The sequence below is a fragment of the Chitinophaga sp. SVR4-12A genome, assembly GCF_056754765.1.
The window spans coordinates 1,070,091-1,091,185 of the sequence record NZ_JBPGWP010000001.1 but is presented as its reverse complement, the minus strand read 5'-3'; the positions used below and the strand labels follow the sequence as shown (position 1 = coordinate 1,091,185).

Annotated in this window: 19 protein-coding genes; 12 read left to right on the top strand and 7 right to left on the bottom strand. The window is 49.9% G+C overall.

What is annotated here, in order from left to right; translation table 11 throughout:
• The first annotated feature begins 116 nt into the window (after nt 1–116).
• The 8 genes from ACR9Y8_RS04310 (at nt 117) to ACR9Y8_RS04275 (ending at nt 8,797) form a co-directional block, all read left to right on the top strand.
• A complete protein-coding gene (locus ACR9Y8_RS04310; RefSeq protein ID WP_481212002.1) occupies nt 117–593 on the top strand; it encodes a hypothetical protein in 477 nt (158 codons plus the stop codon).
• 182 nt (nt 594–775) lie between these two features.
• The gene (locus tag ACR9Y8_RS04305; RefSeq protein WP_481212001.1) at nt 776–1,936 is read left to right on the top strand and encodes a FecR family protein; all 1,161 of its coding nucleotides are present in this window, start codon (nt 776–778) and stop codon (nt 1,934–1,936) included.
• 37 nt (nt 1,937–1,973) lie between these two features.
• Nucleotides 1,974–2,993, top strand: a complete 1,020-nt coding sequence (locus ACR9Y8_RS04300; RefSeq protein ID WP_481212000.1) for a metallophosphoesterase — start codon at nt 1,974–1,976, stop codon at nt 2,991–2,993.
• Between the two features lie 135 nt (nt 2,994–3,128).
• Complete coding sequence (locus tag ACR9Y8_RS04295; protein WP_481211999.1) at nt 3,129–3,422, top strand: hypothetical protein; 294 nt, start codon at nt 3,129–3,131, stop codon at nt 3,420–3,422.
• 9 nt (nt 3,423–3,431) lie between these two features.
• On the top strand, nt 3,432–3,887 hold the full coding sequence (locus ACR9Y8_RS04290; RefSeq protein ID WP_481211998.1) for a hypothetical protein: 456 nt from the start codon (nt 3,432–3,434) through the stop codon (nt 3,885–3,887).
• A 53-nt stretch (nt 3,888–3,940) separates the two neighbouring features.
• Nucleotides 3,941–5,638 carry a sodium:solute symporter family transporter gene (locus ACR9Y8_RS04285; protein ID WP_481211997.1) on the top strand — a complete coding sequence of 566 codons (1,698 nt, stop codon included), beginning with the start codon at nt 3,941–3,943 and terminating at the stop codon, nt 5,636–5,638.
• Between the two features lie 307 nt (nt 5,639–5,945).
• Nucleotides 5,946–6,398, top strand: coding sequence for a MarR family winged helix-turn-helix transcriptional regulator (locus ACR9Y8_RS04280; RefSeq protein WP_481211996.1), 453 nt, complete (start codon nt 5,946–5,948; stop codon nt 6,396–6,398).
• A 161-nt stretch (nt 6,399–6,559) separates the two neighbouring features.
• Entirely contained in the window at nt 6,560–8,797 is a 2,238-nt protein-coding gene (locus tag ACR9Y8_RS04275) for a monovalent cation:proton antiporter family protein (RefSeq protein ID WP_481211995.1), read from the top strand.
• 93 nt (nt 8,798–8,890) lie between these two features.
• Here the strand turns inward: ACR9Y8_RS04275 and ACR9Y8_RS04270 are convergent, their stop codons facing one another.
• The gene (locus ACR9Y8_RS04270) at nt 8,891–9,715 is read right to left on the bottom strand and encodes a hypothetical protein (protein ID WP_481211994.1); all 825 of its coding nucleotides are present in this window, start codon (nt 9,713–9,715) and stop codon (nt 8,891–8,893) included.
• A gap of 214 nt (nt 9,716–9,929) precedes the next feature.
• On the opposite strand from ACR9Y8_RS04270, the gene ACR9Y8_RS04265 reads away from it, so the two are divergent.
• Nucleotides 9,930–11,651, top strand: a complete 1,722-nt coding sequence (locus ACR9Y8_RS04265) for a carbamoyltransferase family protein (RefSeq protein ID WP_481211993.1) — start codon at nt 9,930–9,932, stop codon at nt 11,649–11,651.
• A 12-nt stretch (nt 11,652–11,663) separates the two neighbouring features.
• Complete coding sequence (locus ACR9Y8_RS04260; protein WP_481211992.1) at nt 11,664–12,635, top strand: glycosyltransferase family 2 protein; 972 nt, start codon at nt 11,664–11,666, stop codon at nt 12,633–12,635.
• On the opposite strand, the gene ACR9Y8_RS04255 is transcribed toward ACR9Y8_RS04260, so the two are convergent.
• From ACR9Y8_RS04255 to ACR9Y8_RS04230, 6 genes are all read right to left on the bottom strand, one after another.
• Nucleotides 12,630–13,709 (bottom strand): glycosyltransferase family 9 protein, encoded by a 1,080-nt coding sequence (locus ACR9Y8_RS04255; protein ID WP_481211991.1) that lies wholly within the window; start codon nt 13,707–13,709, stop codon nt 12,630–12,632. The genes ACR9Y8_RS04260 and ACR9Y8_RS04255 overlap by 6 nt on opposite strands.
• Before the next feature lie 7 nt (nt 13,710–13,716).
• The gene (locus tag ACR9Y8_RS04250) at nt 13,717–15,186 is read right to left on the bottom strand and encodes a PfkB family carbohydrate kinase (RefSeq protein ID WP_481211990.1); all 1,470 of its coding nucleotides are present in this window, start codon (nt 15,184–15,186) and stop codon (nt 13,717–13,719) included.
• A gap of 92 nt (nt 15,187–15,278) precedes the next feature.
• The gene (locus ACR9Y8_RS04245; RefSeq protein ID WP_481211989.1) at nt 15,279–15,833 is read right to left on the bottom strand and encodes a D-glycero-alpha-D-manno-heptose-1,7-bisphosphate 7-phosphatase; all 555 of its coding nucleotides are present in this window, start codon (nt 15,831–15,833) and stop codon (nt 15,279–15,281) included.
• A 10-nt stretch (nt 15,834–15,843) separates the two neighbouring features.
• Entirely contained in the window at nt 15,844–17,109 is a 1,266-nt protein-coding gene (locus ACR9Y8_RS04240; protein WP_481211988.1) for a glycosyltransferase family 4 protein, read from the bottom strand.
• Between the two features lie 350 nt (nt 17,110–17,459).
• Nucleotides 17,460–17,669 carry a hypothetical protein gene (locus ACR9Y8_RS04235; RefSeq protein WP_481211987.1) on the bottom strand — a complete coding sequence of 70 codons (210 nt, stop codon included), beginning with the start codon at nt 17,667–17,669 and terminating at the stop codon, nt 17,460–17,462.
• A gap of 268 nt (nt 17,670–17,937) precedes the next feature.
• A complete protein-coding gene (locus tag ACR9Y8_RS04230) occupies nt 17,938–18,210 on the bottom strand; it encodes a hypothetical protein (protein WP_481211986.1) in 273 nt (90 codons plus the stop codon).
• 338 nt (nt 18,211–18,548) lie between these two features.
• Between ACR9Y8_RS04230 and ACR9Y8_RS04225 the strand changes: the two genes are divergently transcribed.
• On the top strand, nt 18,549–19,499 hold the full coding sequence (locus ACR9Y8_RS04225; RefSeq protein WP_481211985.1) for a hypothetical protein: 951 nt from the start codon (nt 18,549–18,551) through the stop codon (nt 19,497–19,499).
• A 76-nt stretch (nt 19,500–19,575) separates the two neighbouring features.
• Nucleotides 19,576–20,982, top strand: coding sequence for a sugar porter family MFS transporter (locus tag ACR9Y8_RS04220; RefSeq protein ID WP_481211984.1), 1,407 nt, complete (start codon nt 19,576–19,578; stop codon nt 20,980–20,982).
• Nucleotides 20,983–21,095: the final 113 nt, after the last annotated feature.

Below are 21,095 nucleotides of genomic sequence, written 5' to 3'. Positions count from 1 at the left end.
TCAATTATACAATTAAAGCATTGCTGAAACTCGCCGTAAATGCGGAATTTATCCTGTCAGGAAAGGTGTGCGGATTGAACCGTCATATTTTGTAACTTTATACAAAACGGTTATTTATGGCACATCCTAACGTGGAATTGATCACTGCTTTGCGCGAAACTGCCCGCCGGTTAAAAAATGGAGCGCCTTACGCATGGGGAAACCATGGTACCTGCAATTGTGGTAACCTGCTTCAGGTGATCACCCAGTACACTAAAGAAGAAATTTTATACTATGCCCACACCGGTATGGGAGAGTGGACGGAACTGGCGGAAGACTACTGCGTTGCGTCTAATGCCCCCGTAGGGCTATTGATCTCAAGCCTGATGGAGAAGGGGCTAACGCCATCAGATATACACAATATCGAATACCTGCAGGACCGTGAGGTACTGGAGCGCCTGCCGGGCGGTTTCAGGTGGCTGAAACGCAACCAGCGGGAAGACGTGATCCTGTATATGGAAACCTTCGCTATGTTATTGGAAGAGAGATTGTTACAGATGATCGAGATCCAATACGAAGAACTGCTTCCGGAACGGGAATTAACACTTTGTTAACAAGCTGGTTAACCAGAAATTAACGAAGTGTCAAAATGATTAGTGCTATTTTTGAAAAGGTCTACCTGCAATGAGAACAGCTTTTCAATCTGATCATTGTATATCTGATCATGGCATATTTTTTTCCTCAAAGTGCTGTTCTTTCTTTTAACTTTATTCATTAATTGGTACTAATCAAGCAAATGGAATATACTCAGGAGCGTATTTATGAATTGTTGCTGCGCAAGAAAAAGGGAGGGATTGATAAACCGGATGACGAGTACCTGGAGCAGCTATTGGCGGAAAATGAAGATGTAAGCAGGTTATGGGATGATATCAGGCAAAACGATTTTGACGAGAACGCCTGGTATGGCATCGGGGACAGTGCGGCAGCCTGGAACAAGGTAGAACGGGAACTGCTTAGACCGAAACGGTCTGTAAGGAATCTGTCCATTACAAAGTGGCTGGCAGCCGCCTCTATACTGGGGGCAATGGCAGTTGGCGCTTATTTCCTGCTGAACACGGCAAAAGAATCAGCACCCTCTACTTCCGTAACAGCTACAGCGGAGACGCCGGCAAAAGGGCTCCGGCTGCAGATGGCCAATGGTAAGGTCGTCCAGCTGCCCTATAACATGCCTGCCCAGGACATCAGCACCGGTTCAGTAGCACTGAACGCCGGCGCCAGAACGCTGCAGTATACCGCCAAAGGAAAAGATATCGGGGGGTATAACACCCTGGTGGTTCCTTCCAGGATGGATTACCGGGTGATATTGTCAGACGGCACCGAAGTATGGCTGAACGCCACTTCTACGCTCAAATTCCCATTCTCATTCCAGCATAATACCCGCGAAGTGTACCTGGAAGGTGAAGGCTTCTTTAAAGTGGCTAAGAACGCAGATAAGCCCTTCATCGTCCGCACCCCTGAAACGGTGGTGGAGGTATTGGGCACCGAATTCAACGTGAATACCTACAAACCGGGCATTACCAGTACTTCCCTGGTATCCGGGGCTGTATCTGCCCGCTCCGGCTCTTCTACAATTGTGCTGAAACCAGGCCAGGAAGCAATCTATACCCAACGTGTAGGATTTACCGTACAACAGTTTGACCAGGAAGCTGCCTTATCTTGGATGAACGGGATCTTCCAGTTTGATAATACCAGGCTGGCAGACCTGAGTCCCGTGATAGAGCGCTGGTTTGGTATCAAGGTAGTTTTTGACGACCCGGCAATGGCTACCTCGCCCTTTACCGGGATCCTGGATAAACACCACGATCTCGCATTCTTCCTGAAGAACCTGAAAAATACCGGCTTCGGCATCGATTATTATTTCAGCGGCGAAACGCTGCACTTTAAATCGGCTCACTGATATAAATTACTGGCAATAGGCGTAATTTAAGGGTATCATGAAAGCAGTAAATGATGGCCCCTACGTCTTTTATAAGGAGCATGATATCCTGGTAAAGTCTATTATCGTCAAACGGGGAAAATCTGCCGTACAATCCGCTCATTTCACTCTTGCACAGAGAGAAGAGATCCCCCTCAGCTGCACATTCCGGGAACAGCCTGCCTGGAACTTTTCCATCCGCCTGAAAAGTGCCCTGAGCACGGCGCCATCTGTTTACCCTCCTGCAGAAAAGATACTGGCCATTTCCGATATAGAAGGCAATTTTGAGGCCTTCCGCAGCCTGCTGCTGGCTAATGGCGTAATAGACCCGCAGTATAACTGGACCTTTGGTAAAGGTCACCTTGTGCTCGTGGGTGATTGCTTTGACCGTGGCGAGCAGGTGACCCCCTGCCTCTGGCTGCTGTACAGCCTCGAAGAAAAGGCCATAGAGCAGGACGGTTATGTGCACTTTATTCTCGGTAATCACGAGATCATGAACATGAGCGGCGATCTGCGTTACCTGCATGAGCAGTACCTTTACCATGCCCGGCTGCTGGGCCTCGATTATCGCCAGCTGTATACTCCGGCTACTGAACTGGGCCGCTGGCTCATCACCAAGAACATCATGGAAAAAGTAGGGCCGGTTTTGTTTGTGCACGGCGGCGTAGCTACCTATGTGAATATACTGGCTCACTCCCTGCAGGCCCTCAACCAGTTATGCCGTCCCTGGTATTTTACCCCGGAGCTGGCCCCGCCTGTTGTATACGAGTTACTCTCCTCTTCAGATTCTCCCTTATGGTACCGCGGATATGCGATGGGAGACGCCAGCATGCAGCAGGTGAATCACACCCTCCGCAAATTCGACGTGCAGCATATTGTGATCGGTCATACTACGGTAGAGCAGGCAACGAGCTTCTTCAACGGGAAAGTGATCGGTGTTGATACCCCACATGCATTTGGCGTATCAGAAGGTGTATTGATAACGCAGGATGGAATATACAGGGTAGGGAAGGAGGGGCGAAAGGAACGTATGCTGTAAAATTGTTTACATTTGGTGTAATCAGGAAGAAAAATGTATAAAGATCCTATACCTTTCTCTCAGGGCATCATGCCGCTCATCTTTTTTACCTGCTGACTTTCACATGGGTATCTTATAGATTAATCAAAAAAAAGTATGCATAGAAGACCTGTATCATTGATCGAGGAGAATATATCGCCCGGTACGCGTTTTCAGATAGATAATGAGCGCATCCCCCGGGGATGGGTGCCGGTGAAGACGGTATATGGAGGAATAGCTTCAGCCGCAAGAAAGAATATGCTTACGGTGAGCAACCCGGAGTATAGACTGGTGTATGATGGAGGAAGCATCTTGTACACAAGGAGCGCTGTCAGGATAGTAGTGTTATGCCAACATCGGCAAACGGGAAAAATAGCGTATGTCAAAAAGGAGTATGAATATCCTATGTAAAATGATACTATGAGAGAGGAACTGCTTAGAATATTAGATTCCTATGAGGATTTTGAGCTTGCTTTTCTATGGAAATATAAGCTCGATGCTTACCTCGAAGATACCCGGTCTGGTATATTACATTATATAAAGACAAACCGTGGCCTGTCAGCAATGGCGCTGGAGTCTCTTATTGCCGAGTATAGAGACAAAGTGTTTGATGACGGCCAGGAAAGGTGTCCCCGCTGTAAATCAACCAGGATCACTGCTTCAGAAGAGGAGTACTGGAACACTGCAGACAGGAGCAAGCTGGTATTGCTGGCTGCTTCAGACGATAAGGACCGGAAGGTTAAAAAACTTGTTTGCGCGGTATGTGATTATGTAATACAGGACCTGAACAATCATATCGGGCCCTGGGAGCAATTTAAAAGGCTATTTTTTGGCTACCGGGATAGAAAGGATCGGGGTACGCAGAAAAATGTTTGAATAAATGTCAAATAGACATATATTAGTGGTCAATAAACCCGTAATCACGCGTTATGAATAAACTGGTATTTGTCGACTACGTTATTTTTATCATCTATTTCCTGATAGTATCTTCCTATGGATACTGGATCTACCGGCGTAAGAAAAAAGCCCGCACAGATACAAAGGACTTCTTCCTCGCTGAGGGATCATTGACATGGTGGGCCATCGGCGCTTCCCTGATCGCATCCAATATTTCGGCGGAGCAATTCATTGGCATGAGCGGCAACGGTTTTTCCGTAGGCGTGGCAGTAGCCGCCTATGAATGGATCGCCGCTATCGCACTGATCATAGTGGCGGTGTGGTTTATGCCCGTATACCTGAAGAATAAGATCTTTACCATGCCGCAGTTCCTGAAAACCAGGTACAATGAGACGGTGAGCCTGATCATGGCGATCTTCTGGTTATTCCTGTACATTTTCGTGAACCTTACTTCCATCCTTTTCCTGGGCGCCCTGGCCATCAACAGCCTGGTAGGCAACGGCAATTTCCACCTGATCATGATCGGGTTGTCCATATTTGCCCTGCTGATCACACTGGGCGGTATGAAGGTGATCGGTTATACAGACGTGATCCAGGTGGCTGTTCTGATCATCGGCGGCCTGGCCACTACCTACCTTGCCCTGAGCATGGTGAGCGAACATTTCGGGCTTGGCAGCAATGTGCTGGCGGGCTTTAACACACTGATAAAGGATGCGCCGGACCATTTCAAGATGATATTACAGAAACCCGCACAGGATGCTCCACAAGGGGAGATCAACAAATACCTGATGCTGCCGGGCATTACCATGTATTTTGCCGGTCAGTGGATCGTAAACCTGAACTACTGGGGTTGTAATCAATATATTACGCAAAGGGCGCTGGGCGCCAACCTGCAGACCGCCCGCAACGGGATCCTGTTTGCCGGTCTGCTGAAACTGATGATGCCTGTTATCGTAATGCTGCCTGGTATAGCCGCTTATGTGCTGTACAAGAACGGTGCTTTACAACAGGAGATGGCTCCGGGTGGCCACTTTAACGCAGACAATGCCTATTCTGCTATCCTGGGTTTCCTGCCCACCGGCCTCAAAGGGCTTTCGCTGGCAGCATTAACGGCGGCGATCGTAGCTTCCCTGGCAGGTAAGGCTAACAGTATCTCTACCATCTTCACATTGGACATTTACAAAAAGTACGTTCGCAAGGATGCCGATGAGCAGAAACTGGTGTGGGTGGGACGTATCACCATTGTAGCGGCCATGCTGCTGGCGATCCTTTTTACCTGGAATGATCTGCTGGGTATAGGAGGCGAGGGTGGCTTTACCTTTATCCAGAAATATACCGGCTTTATCAGCCCCGGCGTATTTGCCATGTTCTTACTCGGTATGTTCTGGAAACGTACTACCGGCGCTGCAGCGGTGGCGGGCGTTATTACCGGCTTCGTATTGTCTGTGGTGTTTAATAACTATGCTCCGCAGTGGTTTGGTAATGAAACCTTGTTATATACGGCCTTCCCGAATGGCAAGGGTAAATATGAGATCCCCTTCCTGATCTGCATGGGCTGGGCATTCTTCTTTACAGTGCTGGTGATGGTGTTAATGAGCCTGCGCGGACCGAGAGTGAATCCCAAGGCTTTTGAGCTGGATGGTAAAATGTTCCGCCTGCAGCCCTCCACCCTGGTGCTCATCGTTGTTACCCTGCTGATACTGAGCGCGCTGTATGTGCGTTTCTGGTAAGGAGGGCTTACTTACGGTTGTCTATAAACGATAAAATAAAAAAAGGCGGTAGGAATACCGCCTAATTTTTTAACCATATCCTATGAAAAACCTATTGCAAAAATAGGCGCCCGCAGTTACCAAGCAGGGATCATTTGGTGAACTCACTATTTTGTCTAGTGAACGCTGGAAAAATGGGATTCTTAACCAAGATTTAACGGGTAAGCGTAGGGGCTAACGAGAAAAAGCCTACGAAAGCGGCGTCCCGGTACCCCCCTTCGGGGCTAATCCGTTACAACATTTGTTGTTTTTGTTACCTTTGGGGTGTATGAAAATAGAAGAAGCCATTAAACAGGGTAGATTCGGCAGCAATTTTCATAAGGCCGTGGTAAATCTGATCTACACCAGTAACTGGTTACGGGATGCGCATACCGAGATATTTAAAAGATACGGCATTCTGTCGCAGCATTTCAATGCATTGCGCATCATCAAAGGCCGTCATCCCAAACCGGTTTCAGCCGGTGAGATCAAGGACGTGTTACTGGATAAGGCCAGCGACGTTACCCGCCTGCTCGACAAACTGGTGAAACAGGGATATGTAAAACGGCAGCTTTGCGAGTTCAACCGCCGTAAAATGGACATTACGATCACACCAAAAGGATTACAGTTGCTGGAAGAACTGGAGGCGCCTTTGTCTGCCTTTTATGAAGACCTGAGTACCCGTTTAAGCGCCGAAGATGCGCTGCTACTGAGCGACCTGCTGGATAAGGTCCGCAGGTAAAACAAGACTCTCATCATTTTCTAATACGTGTTTCGTAGCACTGGTAGCGGAGTTACGGGGAAGATGCATTGTGTTTTTTATACACAGATGTTTATATTGCAGCCGGCTGCATCCATTCCATCTCCAGATTATTCAATATTTAAAACCTTTTTAGTACAAGCATGCACATACCCGCACTTATTTCTGACCTGGCATTGATATTGGCGGCCGCGGCCGTTACCACCCTCATCTTTAAGCAATTAAAACAGCCGTTGGTACTGGGCTATATCGTGGCCGGACTGCTGGTTGGTCCGCACGTGTCCCTGGTGCCCACGGTTTCTGACGAGGCGAATATTCAAACATGGTCTGAGATAGGCGTGATCTTCCTGCTCTTCAGCCTGGGCCTGGAGTTCAGTTTCAAAAAGCTGATCAAGGTAGGAGGAGCGGCTTCCATTACGGCTGTTATTGAAGTGGTGATGATGCTGCTCCTGGGCTATGCCGCCGGCCGCCTCCTGGGCTGGTCTACCATGGACAGCATCTTCCTGGGCGGGATTCTTTCTGTTTCGTCTACCACCATCATTATCCGGGCTTTTGAAGAACTGGGCGTAAAAGGACAGCAATTTGCGGGGCTGGTGTTTGGTATCCTGGTGGTAGAAGACCTGGTGGCCATTGTTTTGCTGGTACTGTTATCTACCCTGGCAGCCAGCCAGCAGTTTGCCGGTATGGAAATGCTGAGCTCTGTGATAAAACTGATCTTCTTTCTCATCATATGGTTTGTGGCGGGTATCTTCTTTTTACCTACTCTCCTGAAGCGTACCCGCAAGCTCATGAACGAGGAAACGCTGCTGGTCACCTCCATCGGGCTTTGCCTCGTGATGGTGGTACTGGCTACTGAAGCAGGTTTCTCGCCAGCCCTTGGCGCATTTGTGATGGGCTCTATACTGGCGGAAACCACACAGGCAGAAAAGATAGAGCACCTCGTAAAACCGGTAAAAGAGCTGTTTGGCGCCGTGTTCTTTGTATCGGTAGGCATGCTGATAGATCCTGCTATGATCCTAAAGTATGCAGGCCCTGTAGCCATTATAACGGTGATCACTGTACTGGGTAAGCTGCTCAGCACCACGGTCGGCGCCCTGGTGGCGGGCCAGCCCCTTAAGCCCTCTGTGCAGGCAGGTATGAGCCTGGCGCAGATAGGGGAGTTCTCCTTTATCATCGCAACGCTGGGGCTTACACTGAAAGTGACCAGCGATTTCCTATACCCGGTGGCCGTGGCCGTATCTGCTGTTACTACCTTTACCACTCCTTACCTGATCCGTTTATCAGAACCGGCCTATGTGCGGATAGCCGCTATGCTGCCGCATAAGTGGAAAAACACCTTAAACCGCTATAGCGCAGCTACGCAGACCATTGCCGTGGTGAGCGACTGGAAACAGCTGCTGCGTTCCTATTTCATGAATATTGTGCTGTATTCGGTGATCATTATCGCCATTGTGCTGCTGTCTGCCTATTATGTATTGCCCAGGGTTACGGAGGCGCCTGAAGATGTAAATCCGGCGCGTATCATTACCGCGTTGGTGACCCTGCTGGTGTTGTCGCCCTTCCTGTGGGCGCTGGCCGTTCGCGGTATCAGCAGCCAGGCATCTGCCAATATCTGGCAGCAGAAAAAGTACAGGGGGCCATTATTACTGCTGCGTCTATTGCGTATAGTGCTGGCCGTTACCATGGTGGGTTTCTTTGTAGACCTGTTCTTTTCTGTAGTGGTAGCCCTGGTAGTAACCGTGGTGATCCTGGCGTTGCTGCTGATCTTTAACCGCAAATTGCAGGCCTTTTATAGTAAAATAGAGGAACGTTTCTTCTCCAATTTTAATGAAAGGGAAACCCGTGTAGGCGGTATCAACAAACAGGTATTGGCTCCGTGGGATGCGCACCTGGCCGTGATGAACATCTCGCCTATGTCGCCGGCCGTAGGTAAAACCCTGCAGGAGCTGGCTATCCGAGAAAGGTTTGGCGCTAATATCGCGCTGATCAAAAGAGGCAAACAGCAATATGCTGCTCCCGGTAAAGATGAGCGCCTGTATCCCGGCGATGTGGTGACCGTTATCGGCACGGATGAACAGATCACGCAGCTGAACCGTTTTTTGGAAGAGGAAGACAGCAGCATCGAAGAAAAACAGCTCCTTGCTCACGATATTGTGCTGCGCCGTTACATGATCAAAAAGGGCGCTCCGCTTTGCAATAAGACCATCCGCGAAGCCGGTATCCGTGAACAGTCACAAGGCATGATACTTGGCATAGAAAGAAGCGGTAAACGCATCCTGAACCCCGAATCCACGACCATATTGCAGGAAGGCGATATTGTTTGGGTGGCAGGCAGCGATAAAAAGCTAACGGCCTTTTTTAAGAAAGAGGTCAATGATTAGTTGTCGGTTGTCAGTTGTCAGTTGTCAGTGATTGGAGCGGAGATTATATTTAGTGCAGCCACTGACAACTGACAACTAGCAACTGACAACTCTTTATTTATAGCTCAATTCCGTCGTTTCCCTTAAGCCATCCAGGCTATAGTGAGCAGTGATGCTCACCGGGTACTGCGCCGCATTGTACTCATAACTGTAAGTATTGAGATGTTTACCGGCTGCGCCCGTATAGCTGATCTCTTCTGTGAGGATATTGTTGGCGGATAGAAAGGCAGGCATAATATCCGTAATGTAGCACAGGTCTGTTACCTGCTTCTGCGGATTGGGATGCTGGTCGTAGGTATAGGTAACAGAAGAACCGAGCTCAAAACTGTTCCCATCACGACTGCGGCCGTAATTGTCCAGCCGGATGATATTGCCTTCGCTGTTCCAGGTGTAATGTTGATAGTTATGGCTTTCGAAAGTGTTGTCTGCTTTACGGCTGAAGAAATAGCGGGCAATGATCTGCGCTTCCGCATTGTATACCAGTGAGTCGTATCCTTGTACCTGTCCCTGCGTATAGTAGCGGATCTTGTCTATCAGCGGATAGTTGGTCGTGTATTCAAAAGAAGAGAAGATCTCGCTGTTCTCCCCGCTTGTATGGCCCGATACCAGGGTGCTGACCAGTCGCCCGTTCTTGTATACCGGTATACGCACATCCGTGTAGGTATCTTCAGATGCCCGCTGTATCCTGGTAAGACGGCCGATCATATTGCGCTGGTTATAGCTGATCAGCATTGTGCTGGCCTGGCTATTGATCCCCTCCAGCAGTGGCAGGGGCCGACGATCATTGGCATCTCCTTCCTTATTACGAAAGGATGCAAGGATCGTAACAGCTAGCATAGCGGCAAGAGCGATCCGCTCCCGGAAGTTGGCAGTTCTCATAGGTATAGTCGGTTAATAGGAATATGGAATAGTTAGTATGATCAAAATTAGCAAAAAGCATAAGGGATTATATAGCATTTTAGTGCTATGTGTTATCCGGACACGCCTTCACTTCAAAGCAGAGCTGGAAGCCGCGAATATTCAGGCCTTTGAACTTTTAAATAAGCAATGATACTGGAACAGTTTATGTAACGATGAAAGTAAACCATTGCTTATGTACACTCTTGGCATCAACGCCGCGTTTCATGACTCCGCTGCCTGTATTGTAAAGGACGGTCAGCTGCTGGCCGCAGTGGAGGACGAACGCTTTACACATATCAAGCACGGTAAGAGGCCTATTCCGTTCTCTGCGTACGAACTACCTTTCCATGCAATAGACTATTGTTTAAAGACAGCAGGCATACACCTGAACGATGTAGACCAGGTAGCTTATTCTTTTGATCCGTATATCCTGCTGGACGAAGCAAATGAAAGGAAAGACCGCATCACCTTACCGCTGGAACCCTCTGCGTACAAGGTGCCTGAGAAATGGATGTCGCCCTGGGACCCGTTGTTCCTTTCTTCTATTGTGAATGCGCCGCGCCAATTGGTGGATGGTTATCCACACCATTTGCAGCAACGTTTTAAAGGCGCTCAGCTTGATAAAGAACGATTTCATTTTGTAGAACATCACCTCTGTCATGCGGCCAGCGCATTTCTTCCTTCGCCTTACGAACAGGCCGCCGTACTGACTATTGACGGGCGCGGTGAAAAAGCCACTACCACTTTCAGCATGGGCAGCGGCAACGATATGCAGCGCATCACACAGGTGAACATGCCCCATTCGCTGGGGCTCCTGTACGAACAGGTGACCAGCTATCTCGGCTTTCTCCACTCTTCCGATGAATATAAAGTGATGGCCCTGGCATCTTACGGCAAGCCTGTATTTGCCAATGATTTTAGGGAGATGATCCACATGCAGGACAATGGTCATTACACCATCAGTAACGAACGCTTCATAGAGCGCTTTGGTCCTGCACGCGAACGCGGATCTGAATTTACTGCGCATCATTTCAACATTGCGCAATCCTTACAGGTAGTGTTACAGGAACGTGTGCTGGAACTGGCCGCATGGCTGCAGCAAGAGACGCAAACGGAAAACCTTTGCTTTGCCGGTGGCGTGGCTTTAAATTGTGTGCTGAATGCGGTGATACGCGATGCAGGGATTTTTAAGAACATCTGGGTACAGCCTGCTGCAGGAGATGCAGGCACTGCACTCGGCGCCGCCATGTGGATAGACGCGCAGCAGCGGCCCGGGCAGGCGCGGAACTTTCGTATGGAACATGCTTACTGGGGACCGGATTATGGAGATGAAGAAATAGCGCGTTTTCTGGACTGGGCAAAGGTGCCTTATCGCCGCATGCAGGATGTAGCTGCAGAAACAGCTGACTTGCTGGCGCAGGACAAGATCATCGGCTGGTTCCAGGGCAGAATGGAGTTTGGTCCGCGTGCATTAGGCAGCCGCTCTATACTGGCTTCTCCGATATCCGCCTCTATGCAGGCAAAGCTGAATGAAGTGAAAGACCGCGAAGATTTCCGCCCCGTAGCGCCGGTAGTCATGGAGGAGGCCGCAGCTGAGTGGTTTGAGCAGGCAGACTATTCACCTTTCATGTTGTTTGTGTATAAAGTGAAAGCGGATAAAAAAGATCGTATACCGGCCGTTTGTCATGTGGACGGCACTGCCCGTATTCAAACCATTAACCGGCAGCAGCATCCGCGCTATTATGATCTGCTGAAAGCTTTTGCACAGCGCACCGGTGTACCTGTGCTGATCAATACTTCTTTCAATACACTGGGCAAGCCTATTGTATGCACGCCGCGTGATGCGCTGGAATGCTTCTGGTCTTCACCCTTCGATGCATTGGTAATAGGCAGCTTCCTTGTTTCGAAAAGATAAATGCTAATCGCTATGGAAAAGAAGATCTCTGTTGTGATCCCTACTTATTGCAGGCCGCTGCTGCTCATGGAATGCCTGAAGTCCCTTGCCAAACAAAAGTTTGAGCGGGATGATTTTGAAGTGATCGTGATCAGCGACGGGCCGGACCATCTTACCAAACAGCTGGTAGTATCCTGGAAACATACCGGCCTGCTGGATATAGAGTATGTGCCGCTGGCCACCAAGCGCGGACCTGCCGCGGCGCGTAACATGGGTTGGAAGCTGGCTGCCGGTACGCTCGTAGCATTTACAGATGATGATACCCTGCCTGATCCGATGTGGCTGCAAACAATCTGGGACGCTTATCAGCAGGAAGAGCTGATCGCTTACAGCGGTCGTGTTATTGTGCCTTTGCCGGAGAACCCTACAGATTACGAATGGAACATTGCCCAGCTGGAGCGCGCGCGTTTTATTACCGCAAATTGCGTGTGCACCTGGAAGGCGCTGCAGCTTATCCAGGGATTTGATGAACGTTTTGAGCTGGCCTGGCGCGAGGATAGCGACCTCGAGTTCAGGTTGCTGCAAGAGCAAATCCCAATTCATCACCTGCATGACGCTATTGTGGTGCACCCGGTACGGGAGGCGTCCTGGGGCGTTAGTTTGCGGGAGCAGCGTAAGTCGATGTTCAATGCATTGCTGTACAAGAAATTTCCACACCTGTATCGTAATTATATCAAGCAGCATCCTATCTGGAGCTATTATGGCATGATCGTTTGCTGCCTGGTGCTCTTAGCTGCCTTATTATCAAACGCTACGGCAGTGGCGCTTACTGCGCTGGTGGTTTGGGTCCTGCTGCTGGCCAACTTTGTATGGAAGCGTTTGGTCCACACTTCACATGCATGGCCGCATGTAATGGAGATCATCATTACGTCGGCGCTGATACCTTTTCTTTCTGTTTACTGGAACTTATATGGTGCTGTGAGGTACCGGGTATTGTATCTATAGCTGGTTGTCGAGGATGGGCTCCAGGATGCCCGCAGCTACCTGTACAATGTTACCGGTGGTAGCGGGCAACTGTGATTCATACCGGTATTGCTCAGACACATAGCGGATCACTTCATTCCGGCTTCTGAGATGTTCGGGCACATCAAAATACAGCACTGCGCCCTGTGCTTTCCAGGGTGTATGCTGGGGATTGGTGAGCGCGTATAACACCACTACCGGCACGTGGCTGGCCGCTGCGATGTGCACCGTGCTGGTATTAACAGAGATCACCAGTGCGGTGTGACTGATCAGGGTAATGAACTCTGCGACGGAAAAAAGGCCTGCTCCTACACAAACTCCGCTTTCCAGCGCAATGCCATGACTGATGGCGGTGGCCAGCGCACGTTCTCCCTTTGTTCCGGTAATCAGCAGTTGTACGCCGGTTTGCCGTACCAGGTCTTTGGCTGCCTTTATCCAATTTTGTACGGGATACTGGCGTTTGTTGTCGCTTACGCCCGGGTGAAGGATGACCCAGGGTTTATCGGGATCCAGGTGGCAATGTTTTAGCTTCTTGCGGACATCTGGCCACAGGCCTTCATTTACCTCCAGTATGAGCTTATCTGAATCTGGTGTGACGTCCAGGTGCGTTACCAGATAAAGATCACGGCTTACCTGGTGACGGATGTAATCGTAGGGCTCTTTCTCAGGCACCCAATGCGTAAGCAGCCCGTAGGGATTTTCGCGGCAATAGGCCAGCCGTACGGGGATATTGGCCAGGTATGCCAGCATCGCGGCGGGCATTGGGTTCTGGCTGTATACTGTAAATATGACCGCTGCATCAAAATTACCTTGTCTGAGCTTTTCTACGGTGTCATTAAAAACAGGCGCTGCATCTGGCAACTCATTCTTCACCCAGGGAGCGTCGAAGATGATCGTGTCATCTATGTCGGGAATGCTGGGGGCAATGGCAGCGCCCATGGACGAGGTGAGCAGGGTAATATGACATTGAAAGGTTTTTTTCAGCGCATGAATGGCGGGTGTGCTCATGATCACATCCCCCATGTTGTCGAGTCTTATGCACAAAATCCGTTTCATACAATGTTCACGCCAGTTTTAATACCGGTTTGGTATGTATGCGACGTATGATCATGGAAGTAGAGTGTCCCGGGAGCAGCGGAAGCAATATCACTTCACCGCCCAGCTGCTCTACCAGTCCGGCTTCCGGCAGGCTTTCCTTTGTGTAATCACCACCTTTTGCAAATATGTGCGGTTGTATGACCTGTATCAGCGGGGCAGGGGTATCATCTTCTAAGCTGCCAAAGGGGATGATATGATTTACTGCGCCCATAGCGGCCAGCACTTCCATACGATCCTGCAGGGTATTGATGGGGCGGTCGCTGCCTTTGATACGGCGGATGCTTTCATCGGTGTTAATGCCCACCATCAGCACATGTCCTAATTCCCTCGCACGGCCCAGGTAATTTACGTGGCCGCTGTGCAGGATGTCGAAACAACCGTTGGTGAAAACGATCTTCTTGCCCTGGGCTTTATACATAGCTGCCAGGTGTTCCAGCTGCTTCAGGTCAGTGACATATTTATCGTTCACCGACAGGTAGGCGTTCAGTTCTTCCCAGGTGCAGCAGGCGGTATGTTGTTTGCCGATCGCTATTGCGGCAGCCGCTGCCGCCAGTTCTGCTGCTGCAGGCATATCTGCGCCCGCGAGGCAGGCCAGCGTAAATGCGCTGATATAAGCGTCTCCTGCGCCTGCTACATTAGGTGAAGCTACCGGATAAGCGCTACAGCAGAATACAGGTTGGTTGCCATTAAATATTACAGCGCCTTCCTCATCCAGCGTTACCGCGGTAATGGCCGCGCCTGTGCGGGAGTAGATATCAGCGCCCATGTTGTTGATCTGTTGCGCCCTGCAATGTTGCTGTACATGCAATCCCAGCAGCTGCGCCGCTTCCTGGTAATTTGGCTTGACCAGTGCAGGGGAGAGGCTCTTGAAGCATTCCAGGCGGCGTGAGTCAACAGCGATAAATTTCTTATGCTTACGTTTCAATGCCTGTAATGCTGCAATGACGGCAGGCGTGATCAGTCCTTTACAATAGTCCGCGATGATCACGGCATCGTGTTTCGGGAACTCCTGCTGCAGCAGGCGGATGAAAGCCTGTTCCGTTTCCCCGGTGACAGGCGTTTCCGTACCGCAGTCGTAACGGGTAAGCAGCTGGTGGCCCGCCATTACTCTCGTTTTTACGATCGTTTCCCTGTCGGGACACTGCAATACTTTTCCGTCGATGCCTGCTGTCTCCAGTAGTGAGGCTGCCTTGGCGCCGTCATCGTCCTGTCCGCTAACGCTGCAGAAGGTCACTTTTGCGCCCAGGTATTTTACGTTCACGGCGGTATTGGCGCCGCCGCCCAGTGTGGTGGTCCTGGAGGCGATATCCACTACCGGTACCGGGGCCTCTGGTGTAAGGCGGGTGCTGGCGCCTTTGAGGTAGACATCCAGCATGAGGTCGCCAATCACCAATACGCTAGGTTGCAGGAACTTTGCTATCAGATCTTTATGCATGGTCCGTTGTTAATTAATAATGAATAATGAATAATTAATAATAGGGGCGGGATGAGTAGCCCGCGTGAATAACAGGATATCCTATTATTCATTTAATTACTAATTATTAATAGCGCTGCTTCCAGCAGGCCCCCGGTGATATACAGGGGCTTCCGGTAGCTGTTGATCATCCATTCCGTTTCATGGCCGTTATCCAGCAGTACCGTACGGCAGCCGGCGCGATTGCCTGCTTCCACATCATGCAGTATATCGCCGATCATCCACGACTGCCGCAGGTCTATATCCAATACGCCGGCTGCCTGTAAAAGCATGCCAGGTTTTGGCTTACGGCAAATACAATCTATTGCATACTCTTTCACCGATCCCTGCGGGTGATGCGGGCAGTAAAAAAATCCATCCAGCTGTATGCCATCGTTGCGCAGCAATGCTGTGATGCGGTTTTTTACCGCCTGCATGGCCTCATCTTCAAAATAGCCATGGGCAATCCCGGATTGGTTGGACACCACTACCAGTGCGTAACCGTGTTTATGCAGCAGCTGCAAGGCTTCTGCAGCGCCAGGCTCCAGCCTTATCAGGTCAGGGTTGGCATTGTAAGGTACGTTGGTGATGAGGGTCCCATCTTTATCTATGAAAACCGCTTTTCTCATTCGCCGGTATTTAAAGGCTCATACTGCCACTAACGGCAATGTTATTATTGGCGATGGCTTTTTCGTATAATCTGCTCATTAACTGTGCCACCCTTTGCCAGGTGAACAGGGCCTGCACGCGCTTAATGCCGTTGCGTCCCATCTCTTCCAGCACGGGCCTCCGCAGCAGCAGCTCATTGATCTTTTCTGCCAGGGCCTGCGGATCTTTAGGAGGTACCAGCAAGCCTGTTTTTCCGTCCAGTACGCTGTATTTGATACCGCCCACATCAGCGCCGATCACCGGCGTACCGCATGCCATGGATTCCAGCGGGGTAATGCCGAAGGGCTCATACCAGGGCGTAGTGATAAAGATGTCTGCTGCAGCATAATAGTATTTCAGCTCTTCGCGCCCTTTGCGCCCGGCAAAAGTAACGGAGTGCTGTACGCCAAGGTCTTTGGCCAGCTGTTTCAGCCGCGCTATTTCAGGATTATAACCGAGACCGCATACTTCGTCTTCGCCGCCTACGATGATCAGGCGGATCCGTGCACCGGTGTATCTCAGCTTGGGCAATGCCCTGATCACGTTGTCCACTCCCTTGCGCGGCACCATACGGCCAAGCTGTAACAGTACGAAATCATCCTGCGGCAGCTTCAGCTTCATGCGGGCGAGGCGCTGATCTATGGGGAACATCTCTTCGGTGTTCACGCCGCAGGGCACCACGCGGATTCTCTCTGCCGGTGCGTTGTAATATTTAATAAGATCTTCTCTGTCCTGCGGGCACTCTGCAATGATATAGTCTGCCTGCTGTATAGCGGTTTTTTCAATATCCAGGCGTTCGGGCGGGAACTTGTCCTGCTCGCCCTGGTGAATGCGGCGTACATGTCCCAGTGCATGGAAGGTCACTACAAAAGGAATATGCAGCAATGCTTTCAGCTCGAGCGCTACCAATGCCGACATGAAAAAGTTGGCATGTATGAGCTCGTAGTGAATGTGCTCTTCGCGGATGAAGGTCATCATATTTTCGCGAAAGGCTGCCATGAAGGGCAGCAGCTGTTCTTTGGGCATACATTCTACCGGGCCGGCTTTGATATGTACTACTCTTACACCCTCTCTCCATTGTACCACCTGCGGCAATTGCGGATGTTCCCAGCGTGTGAAGATATCTACCTCATATCCTTTTCTTGCCAGCTGATAAGCCAGCTCGCCAACGTACACATTCTGTCCTCCTGTATCAACACCGCCCAGCGCAGCAATGGGGGAAGCATGGTCACTGATGAATGCTATTTTCGTCTTCATAAACAAGCAGGTTATTGGGTTACTAATTGCTGCCAACGGGCTAAACCGCGATGCCACAGCGTTTCCAGGTAGAAGTACTTCAAGAATAGAACCAAACCTTCTGACTGAAGAAAAGTGTTTCCCGGCGGAGTGCGCCACAGTAGCGGTTCTCTAAAGAATTTACAACGAGGGTCTTAGAGAGCGGCAATTGCAGCAATATGTTCTTCAACGGTTGGTGATTTTATTACTCAGCTGCGGACAAGCCACCACAGTGGAATAGCGGCGAATAAAAAAAGGCACAGCGATCGCCGTGCCTTCCAGGTAATTCAATACCCATTCCTTTCGTTACCACACAGTTTGCTTACCTGTTCTCAGGGGCGCAAAGCGGAAGTATCCCTTTTCTCTTTGTGCCAGGAAGTGTCTTTATCTTTCTTCCATTTCTTGTGCATTTTCTGTTTGCTGGTGTCTTGCTGGTCTACTGAGTACTTTGCCGGGGCTGAACGATAGGTGGTATTTGCCTGTGCAACGATGAAGGTGCAGAGTGCAAATGACAATCCGAGAAGGGTCAGATGATTTTTCATGGCCGATATTTTTTTATACTATACACCAAAACGCCTGCTACGTTTTAGCAGATACTGATACGAGTAATCTAATTTTTAATGTAGTGATATCCATCCTATTGCGCGGAAACGCTTGCCAGAAGTGGGGATCAGCGGAGGGAGCGGTTGTGGATTTTTAAACACGGACTGTTAACAGACTCCACAAATTTGAAACCGGGGCACATAGTCTGTTAGCAGTCCGTGTAGATAAGAAGTTCGGGTCAAGCGGCAGCCCTGTCCGCTATAACGCTTACTGGTCCGGCTTCTTTGGGCCTTTATCAGATTCGGGGTCCCATTCAATATCATCGGCCTCCTCATCTGAAAGATCATTTTCCTCCAGGTCCTCTTCGTCCAGGACAGGTTCGTCATCCTCCTCTTCTTCTTCCTCTTCCTCGTCGGCGCCATTCTGGTTTTGTGCAGATGGGGTGCTTTGTTCTTTTTCCTCATCATTAGGACGCTGGAAATTACGAGCCGTGGGGTTGCTGTTTGCAAGCTGATCGTTTTCTTTTTCTTTCTTCTGCATGATGCTGCATTTTAAATGATGAATAAATCACTTCCCTCTCATGCTGTCTTTATTCTTCCTGTAAGGCCATACTACGTAAATAACGACAAGCAGCAGAACTATTCCCAGCACTACAAGTGAAGTAAGCATAAAAATTGTTTTGGTCACTGATGTTAGTACAAGCATCAGGCCATCCATTTTGAACAGTGTTGTAACAGTTAAAACGTGCTGTACGGAAAATCTTCTTACTTTAGCTGCGTTGTTAGCGTAAGCACCCCAATTGCCCCCGGACCTTATTTCACAGCCTGGCTTTTACGTACATCCTTTTCCTTGCATATTAACCACCTAAAACCAACTTTATGCGGAACCAAGCTATCTTCCTCCAGACCCTGCTATTCATTATTGCAACACTTTTGTTTATTGCATGCCGTAAAGATCCTCATCATGGGCCCCATGCTAAAGCAGACTGGCTGCTCAGCGTTGTTGACCTCTCTTACATTTACTATGACGAACCGGACATTCCGGCGGAATCCGAATCCCAGACACATTATTTTTATTACAATGATTTTAAAAAACCATGGGTGCACAGCGTGATCAATCATACGTTCAGGTTCCTCGTCTATGAACGGCGGCAGGATACATTCTTCTATGATCAGCGTCGCCGGCCGGTCACGATCATGAGCGCCCGGTATCCTCACTTTAGCATGGACACAGTAGTGCAACAGAAAAAGGTATTACGGTACGATCACTTAGACCGGAAAACTGCATCGCTCCGGTTTATATTCGATCATGGGAAGAACCGGTACTACCTTACAGACAGTACCGTTTACGCCTACCAGGATACCATTATCACACGGATCACCTATCACTTCCCTGTTAAAGGAGCCGGCAAAGCATCAGCGGCAGTTGTTGCGATAGAAACGGATATCTTCTTCTATAACCGGGAAGGCAACCTGGTGAAAAAAATTGACGGTGATGTTGCAGGAGGGGTTTCAGGAAAGAGATATGAGGATTATGATGATGCACCGAACCCTTACCGCTTATTAAACCTGGAAGGCCTTGAACTGGAACCTATAACGGCCGGAGAACTTTCAAAGCTTTACCCCGATCACCAGGTAGCGATGGATATGCCGAAATTCTCAAAGAATAACTACCGCTTTACGAATACGCCGGAAGGCCCCATTTTCACCCGGTTCGTCGTGTTCCGGGAAGGGCCCGACAGCCTGGTTTCCACCATACGCAGGCGCACCGGCGGGCTGGGAGTTACAGAAGATCGCCAGGACTTTCAATATATTCCCCGCAACGAATAATAAATAAGATAATCCATTAATTGAAAAAAAATCTCTATTGCCCTCACCATAGGGGATAATGTAATTTAGCGGTGTTATGAAGAACTACCGCTACAATCATACTTACCTCTTTGCTATTTCCATGATCTCCGCGATGGGCGGATTCCTTTTCGGATACGACTGGGTGGTGATAGGGGGCGCAAAGCCCTTTTACGAGCGTTTTTTCGGCATTACCGGCTCGCCGGCTGCACAGGGCTGGGCCATGAGCTGCGCCCTGACAGGCTGCCTGGCAGGCGCCGCCATTTCGGGCATGCTGAGCGATCGTTACGGGCGTAAAAAACTGCTGATGCTGTCTGCCCTGCTGTTCCTGCTCTCATCCGGATTTACAGGCGCTGCGCATTCTTTCAGCAGCTTTATTGTATACCGTATTATCGGCGGGATCGGCATTGGGCTGGCCTCCAACCTTTCGCCCATGTACATTGCCGAAGTAACGCCGGCCCATTTGCGGGGGAAATATGTATCTATCAACCAGCTTACCCTGGTGATAGGTATACTGGCCGCACAGCTTTTTAACTGGTGGATCGCGGATCCTGTTCCTGCGGGCGCTTCAGATGAGCTGATCCTGCAATCCTGGAATGGGCAGATGGGTTGGCGTATCATGTTCTGGGCGGCGCTGGTACCTTCTGCGGTGTTCCTGCTGCTGTTGATATGGTTGCCGGAAAGCCCGCGCTGGCTGGCTACCCGCGGTTTCGGAGAGAAAGCCCGTCTTGTGCTGGGCAGGATAGGAGGCGCCGCACATGCGGAGGATGAGCTGCAGGCCATTGCACAAACAGCCGGGACAGACGGTGGCGTACACTGGAAGCAGGTATTGCAGCCCGGTGTATCACGTATCCTGCTGCTGGGAGTAGTGATCGCTGCTTTCCAGCAATGGTGCGGTATCAACGTTATATTTAACTATGCGGAAGAAGTATTTGCTGCAGCCGGGTATGGCGTGTCAGACATTCTTTTCAATATCGTAATCACCGGCGGTGTGAACCTGGTGTTCACCCTGGTGGCCATGTATACGGTAGACAGGTGGGGACGGCGGGCATTGATGCTGATGGGAGCCGGGGGCCTTGCACTGATCTATGCTATTATGGGCACACTGTATTTCATGCAGCTCAGCGGCTGGCCGCTCTTATTGCTGGTAGTAATGGCTATAGCTTGTTATGCAATGTCGCTGGCGCCGGTAACCTGGGTGGTATTGTCAGAGATCTTCCCAAACCGTTTACGCGGCAGTATGATGGCAATTGCTACGCTGTCACTCTGGGCAGCCAGCTTCGGACTTACCTATACTTTTCCGCTGCTGAACAGCGCATTGGGCGCTTCGGGCACTTTCTGGGGGTATGGCATTATCTGCGTAGCAGGTTTGTTATTCATCAGGGCTTATTTACCGGAGACGAAAGGTAAGACATTAGAAGAAATAGAATCAGCAGTTCAATTGACGGAAGGGTTTGAGGTTTGACGTTTGAGGTTTGAGGTTCGTTCAAAGTTGCAGGTTCAGGACAGGTATGCCGGGCCAGCAACTATACCTGAACATCCAACCTGTAACCAACCTCAAACCTCAAACATCAAACT

Bases quoted from the DNA above. Each gene is read 5' to 3' on its own strand.
- ACR9Y8_RS04270 (WP_481211994.1), bottom strand. From the start codon at position 9,715: ATGAGAACTGCCAACTTCCGGGAGCGGATCGCTCTTGCCGCTATGCTA.
- ACR9Y8_RS04220 (WP_481211984.1), top strand. From the start codon at position 19,576: ATGAAGAACTACCGCTACAATCATACTTACCTCTTTGCTATTTCCATG.
- ACR9Y8_RS04240 (WP_481211988.1), bottom strand. From the start codon at position 17,109: ATGAAGACGAAAATAGCATTCATCAGTGACCATGCTTCCCCCATTGCT.
- ACR9Y8_RS04310 (WP_481212002.1), top strand. From the start codon at position 117: ATGGCACATCCTAACGTGGAATTGATCACTGCTTTGCGCGAAACTGCC.
- ACR9Y8_RS04230 (WP_481211986.1), bottom strand. From the start codon at position 18,210: ATGCAGAAGAAAGAAAAAGAAAACGATCAGCTTGCAAACAGCAACCCC.
- ACR9Y8_RS04250 (WP_481211990.1), bottom strand. From the start codon at position 15,186: ATGCATAAAGATCTGATAGCAAAGTTCCTGCAACCTAGCGTATTGGTG.
- ACR9Y8_RS04295 (WP_481211999.1), top strand. From the start codon at position 3,129: ATGCATAGAAGACCTGTATCATTGATCGAGGAGAATATATCGCCCGGT.
- ACR9Y8_RS04275 (WP_481211995.1), top strand. From the start codon at position 6,560: ATGCACATACCCGCACTTATTTCTGACCTGGCATTGATATTGGCGGCC.
- ACR9Y8_RS04300 (WP_481212000.1), top strand. From the start codon at position 1,974: ATGAAAGCAGTAAATGATGGCCCCTACGTCTTTTATAAGGAGCATGAT.
- ACR9Y8_RS04285 (WP_481211997.1), top strand. From the start codon at position 3,941: ATGAATAAACTGGTATTTGTCGACTACGTTATTTTTATCATCTATTTC.
- ACR9Y8_RS04280 (WP_481211996.1), top strand. From the start codon at position 5,946: ATGAAAATAGAAGAAGCCATTAAACAGGGTAGATTCGGCAGCAATTTT.
- ACR9Y8_RS04260 (WP_481211992.1), top strand. From the start codon at position 11,664: ATGGAAAAGAAGATCTCTGTTGTGATCCCTACTTATTGCAGGCCGCTG.
- ACR9Y8_RS04225 (WP_481211985.1), top strand. From the start codon at position 18,549: ATGCGGAACCAAGCTATCTTCCTCCAGACCCTGCTATTCATTATTGCA.
- ACR9Y8_RS04255 (WP_481211991.1), bottom strand. From the start codon at position 13,709: ATGAAACGGATTTTGTGCATAAGACTCGACAACATGGGGGATGTGATC.
- ACR9Y8_RS04265 (WP_481211993.1), top strand. From the start codon at position 9,930: ATGTACACTCTTGGCATCAACGCCGCGTTTCATGACTCCGCTGCCTGT.
- ACR9Y8_RS04290 (WP_481211998.1), top strand. From the start codon at position 3,432: ATGAGAGAGGAACTGCTTAGAATATTAGATTCCTATGAGGATTTTGAG.
- ACR9Y8_RS04235 (WP_481211987.1), bottom strand. From the start codon at position 17,669: ATGAAAAATCATCTGACCCTTCTCGGATTGTCATTTGCACTCTGCACC.
- ACR9Y8_RS04305 (WP_481212001.1), top strand. From the start codon at position 776: ATGGAATATACTCAGGAGCGTATTTATGAATTGTTGCTGCGCAAGAAA.
- ACR9Y8_RS04245 (WP_481211989.1), bottom strand. From the start codon at position 15,833: ATGAGAAAAGCGGTTTTCATAGATAAAGATGGGACCCTCATCACCAAC.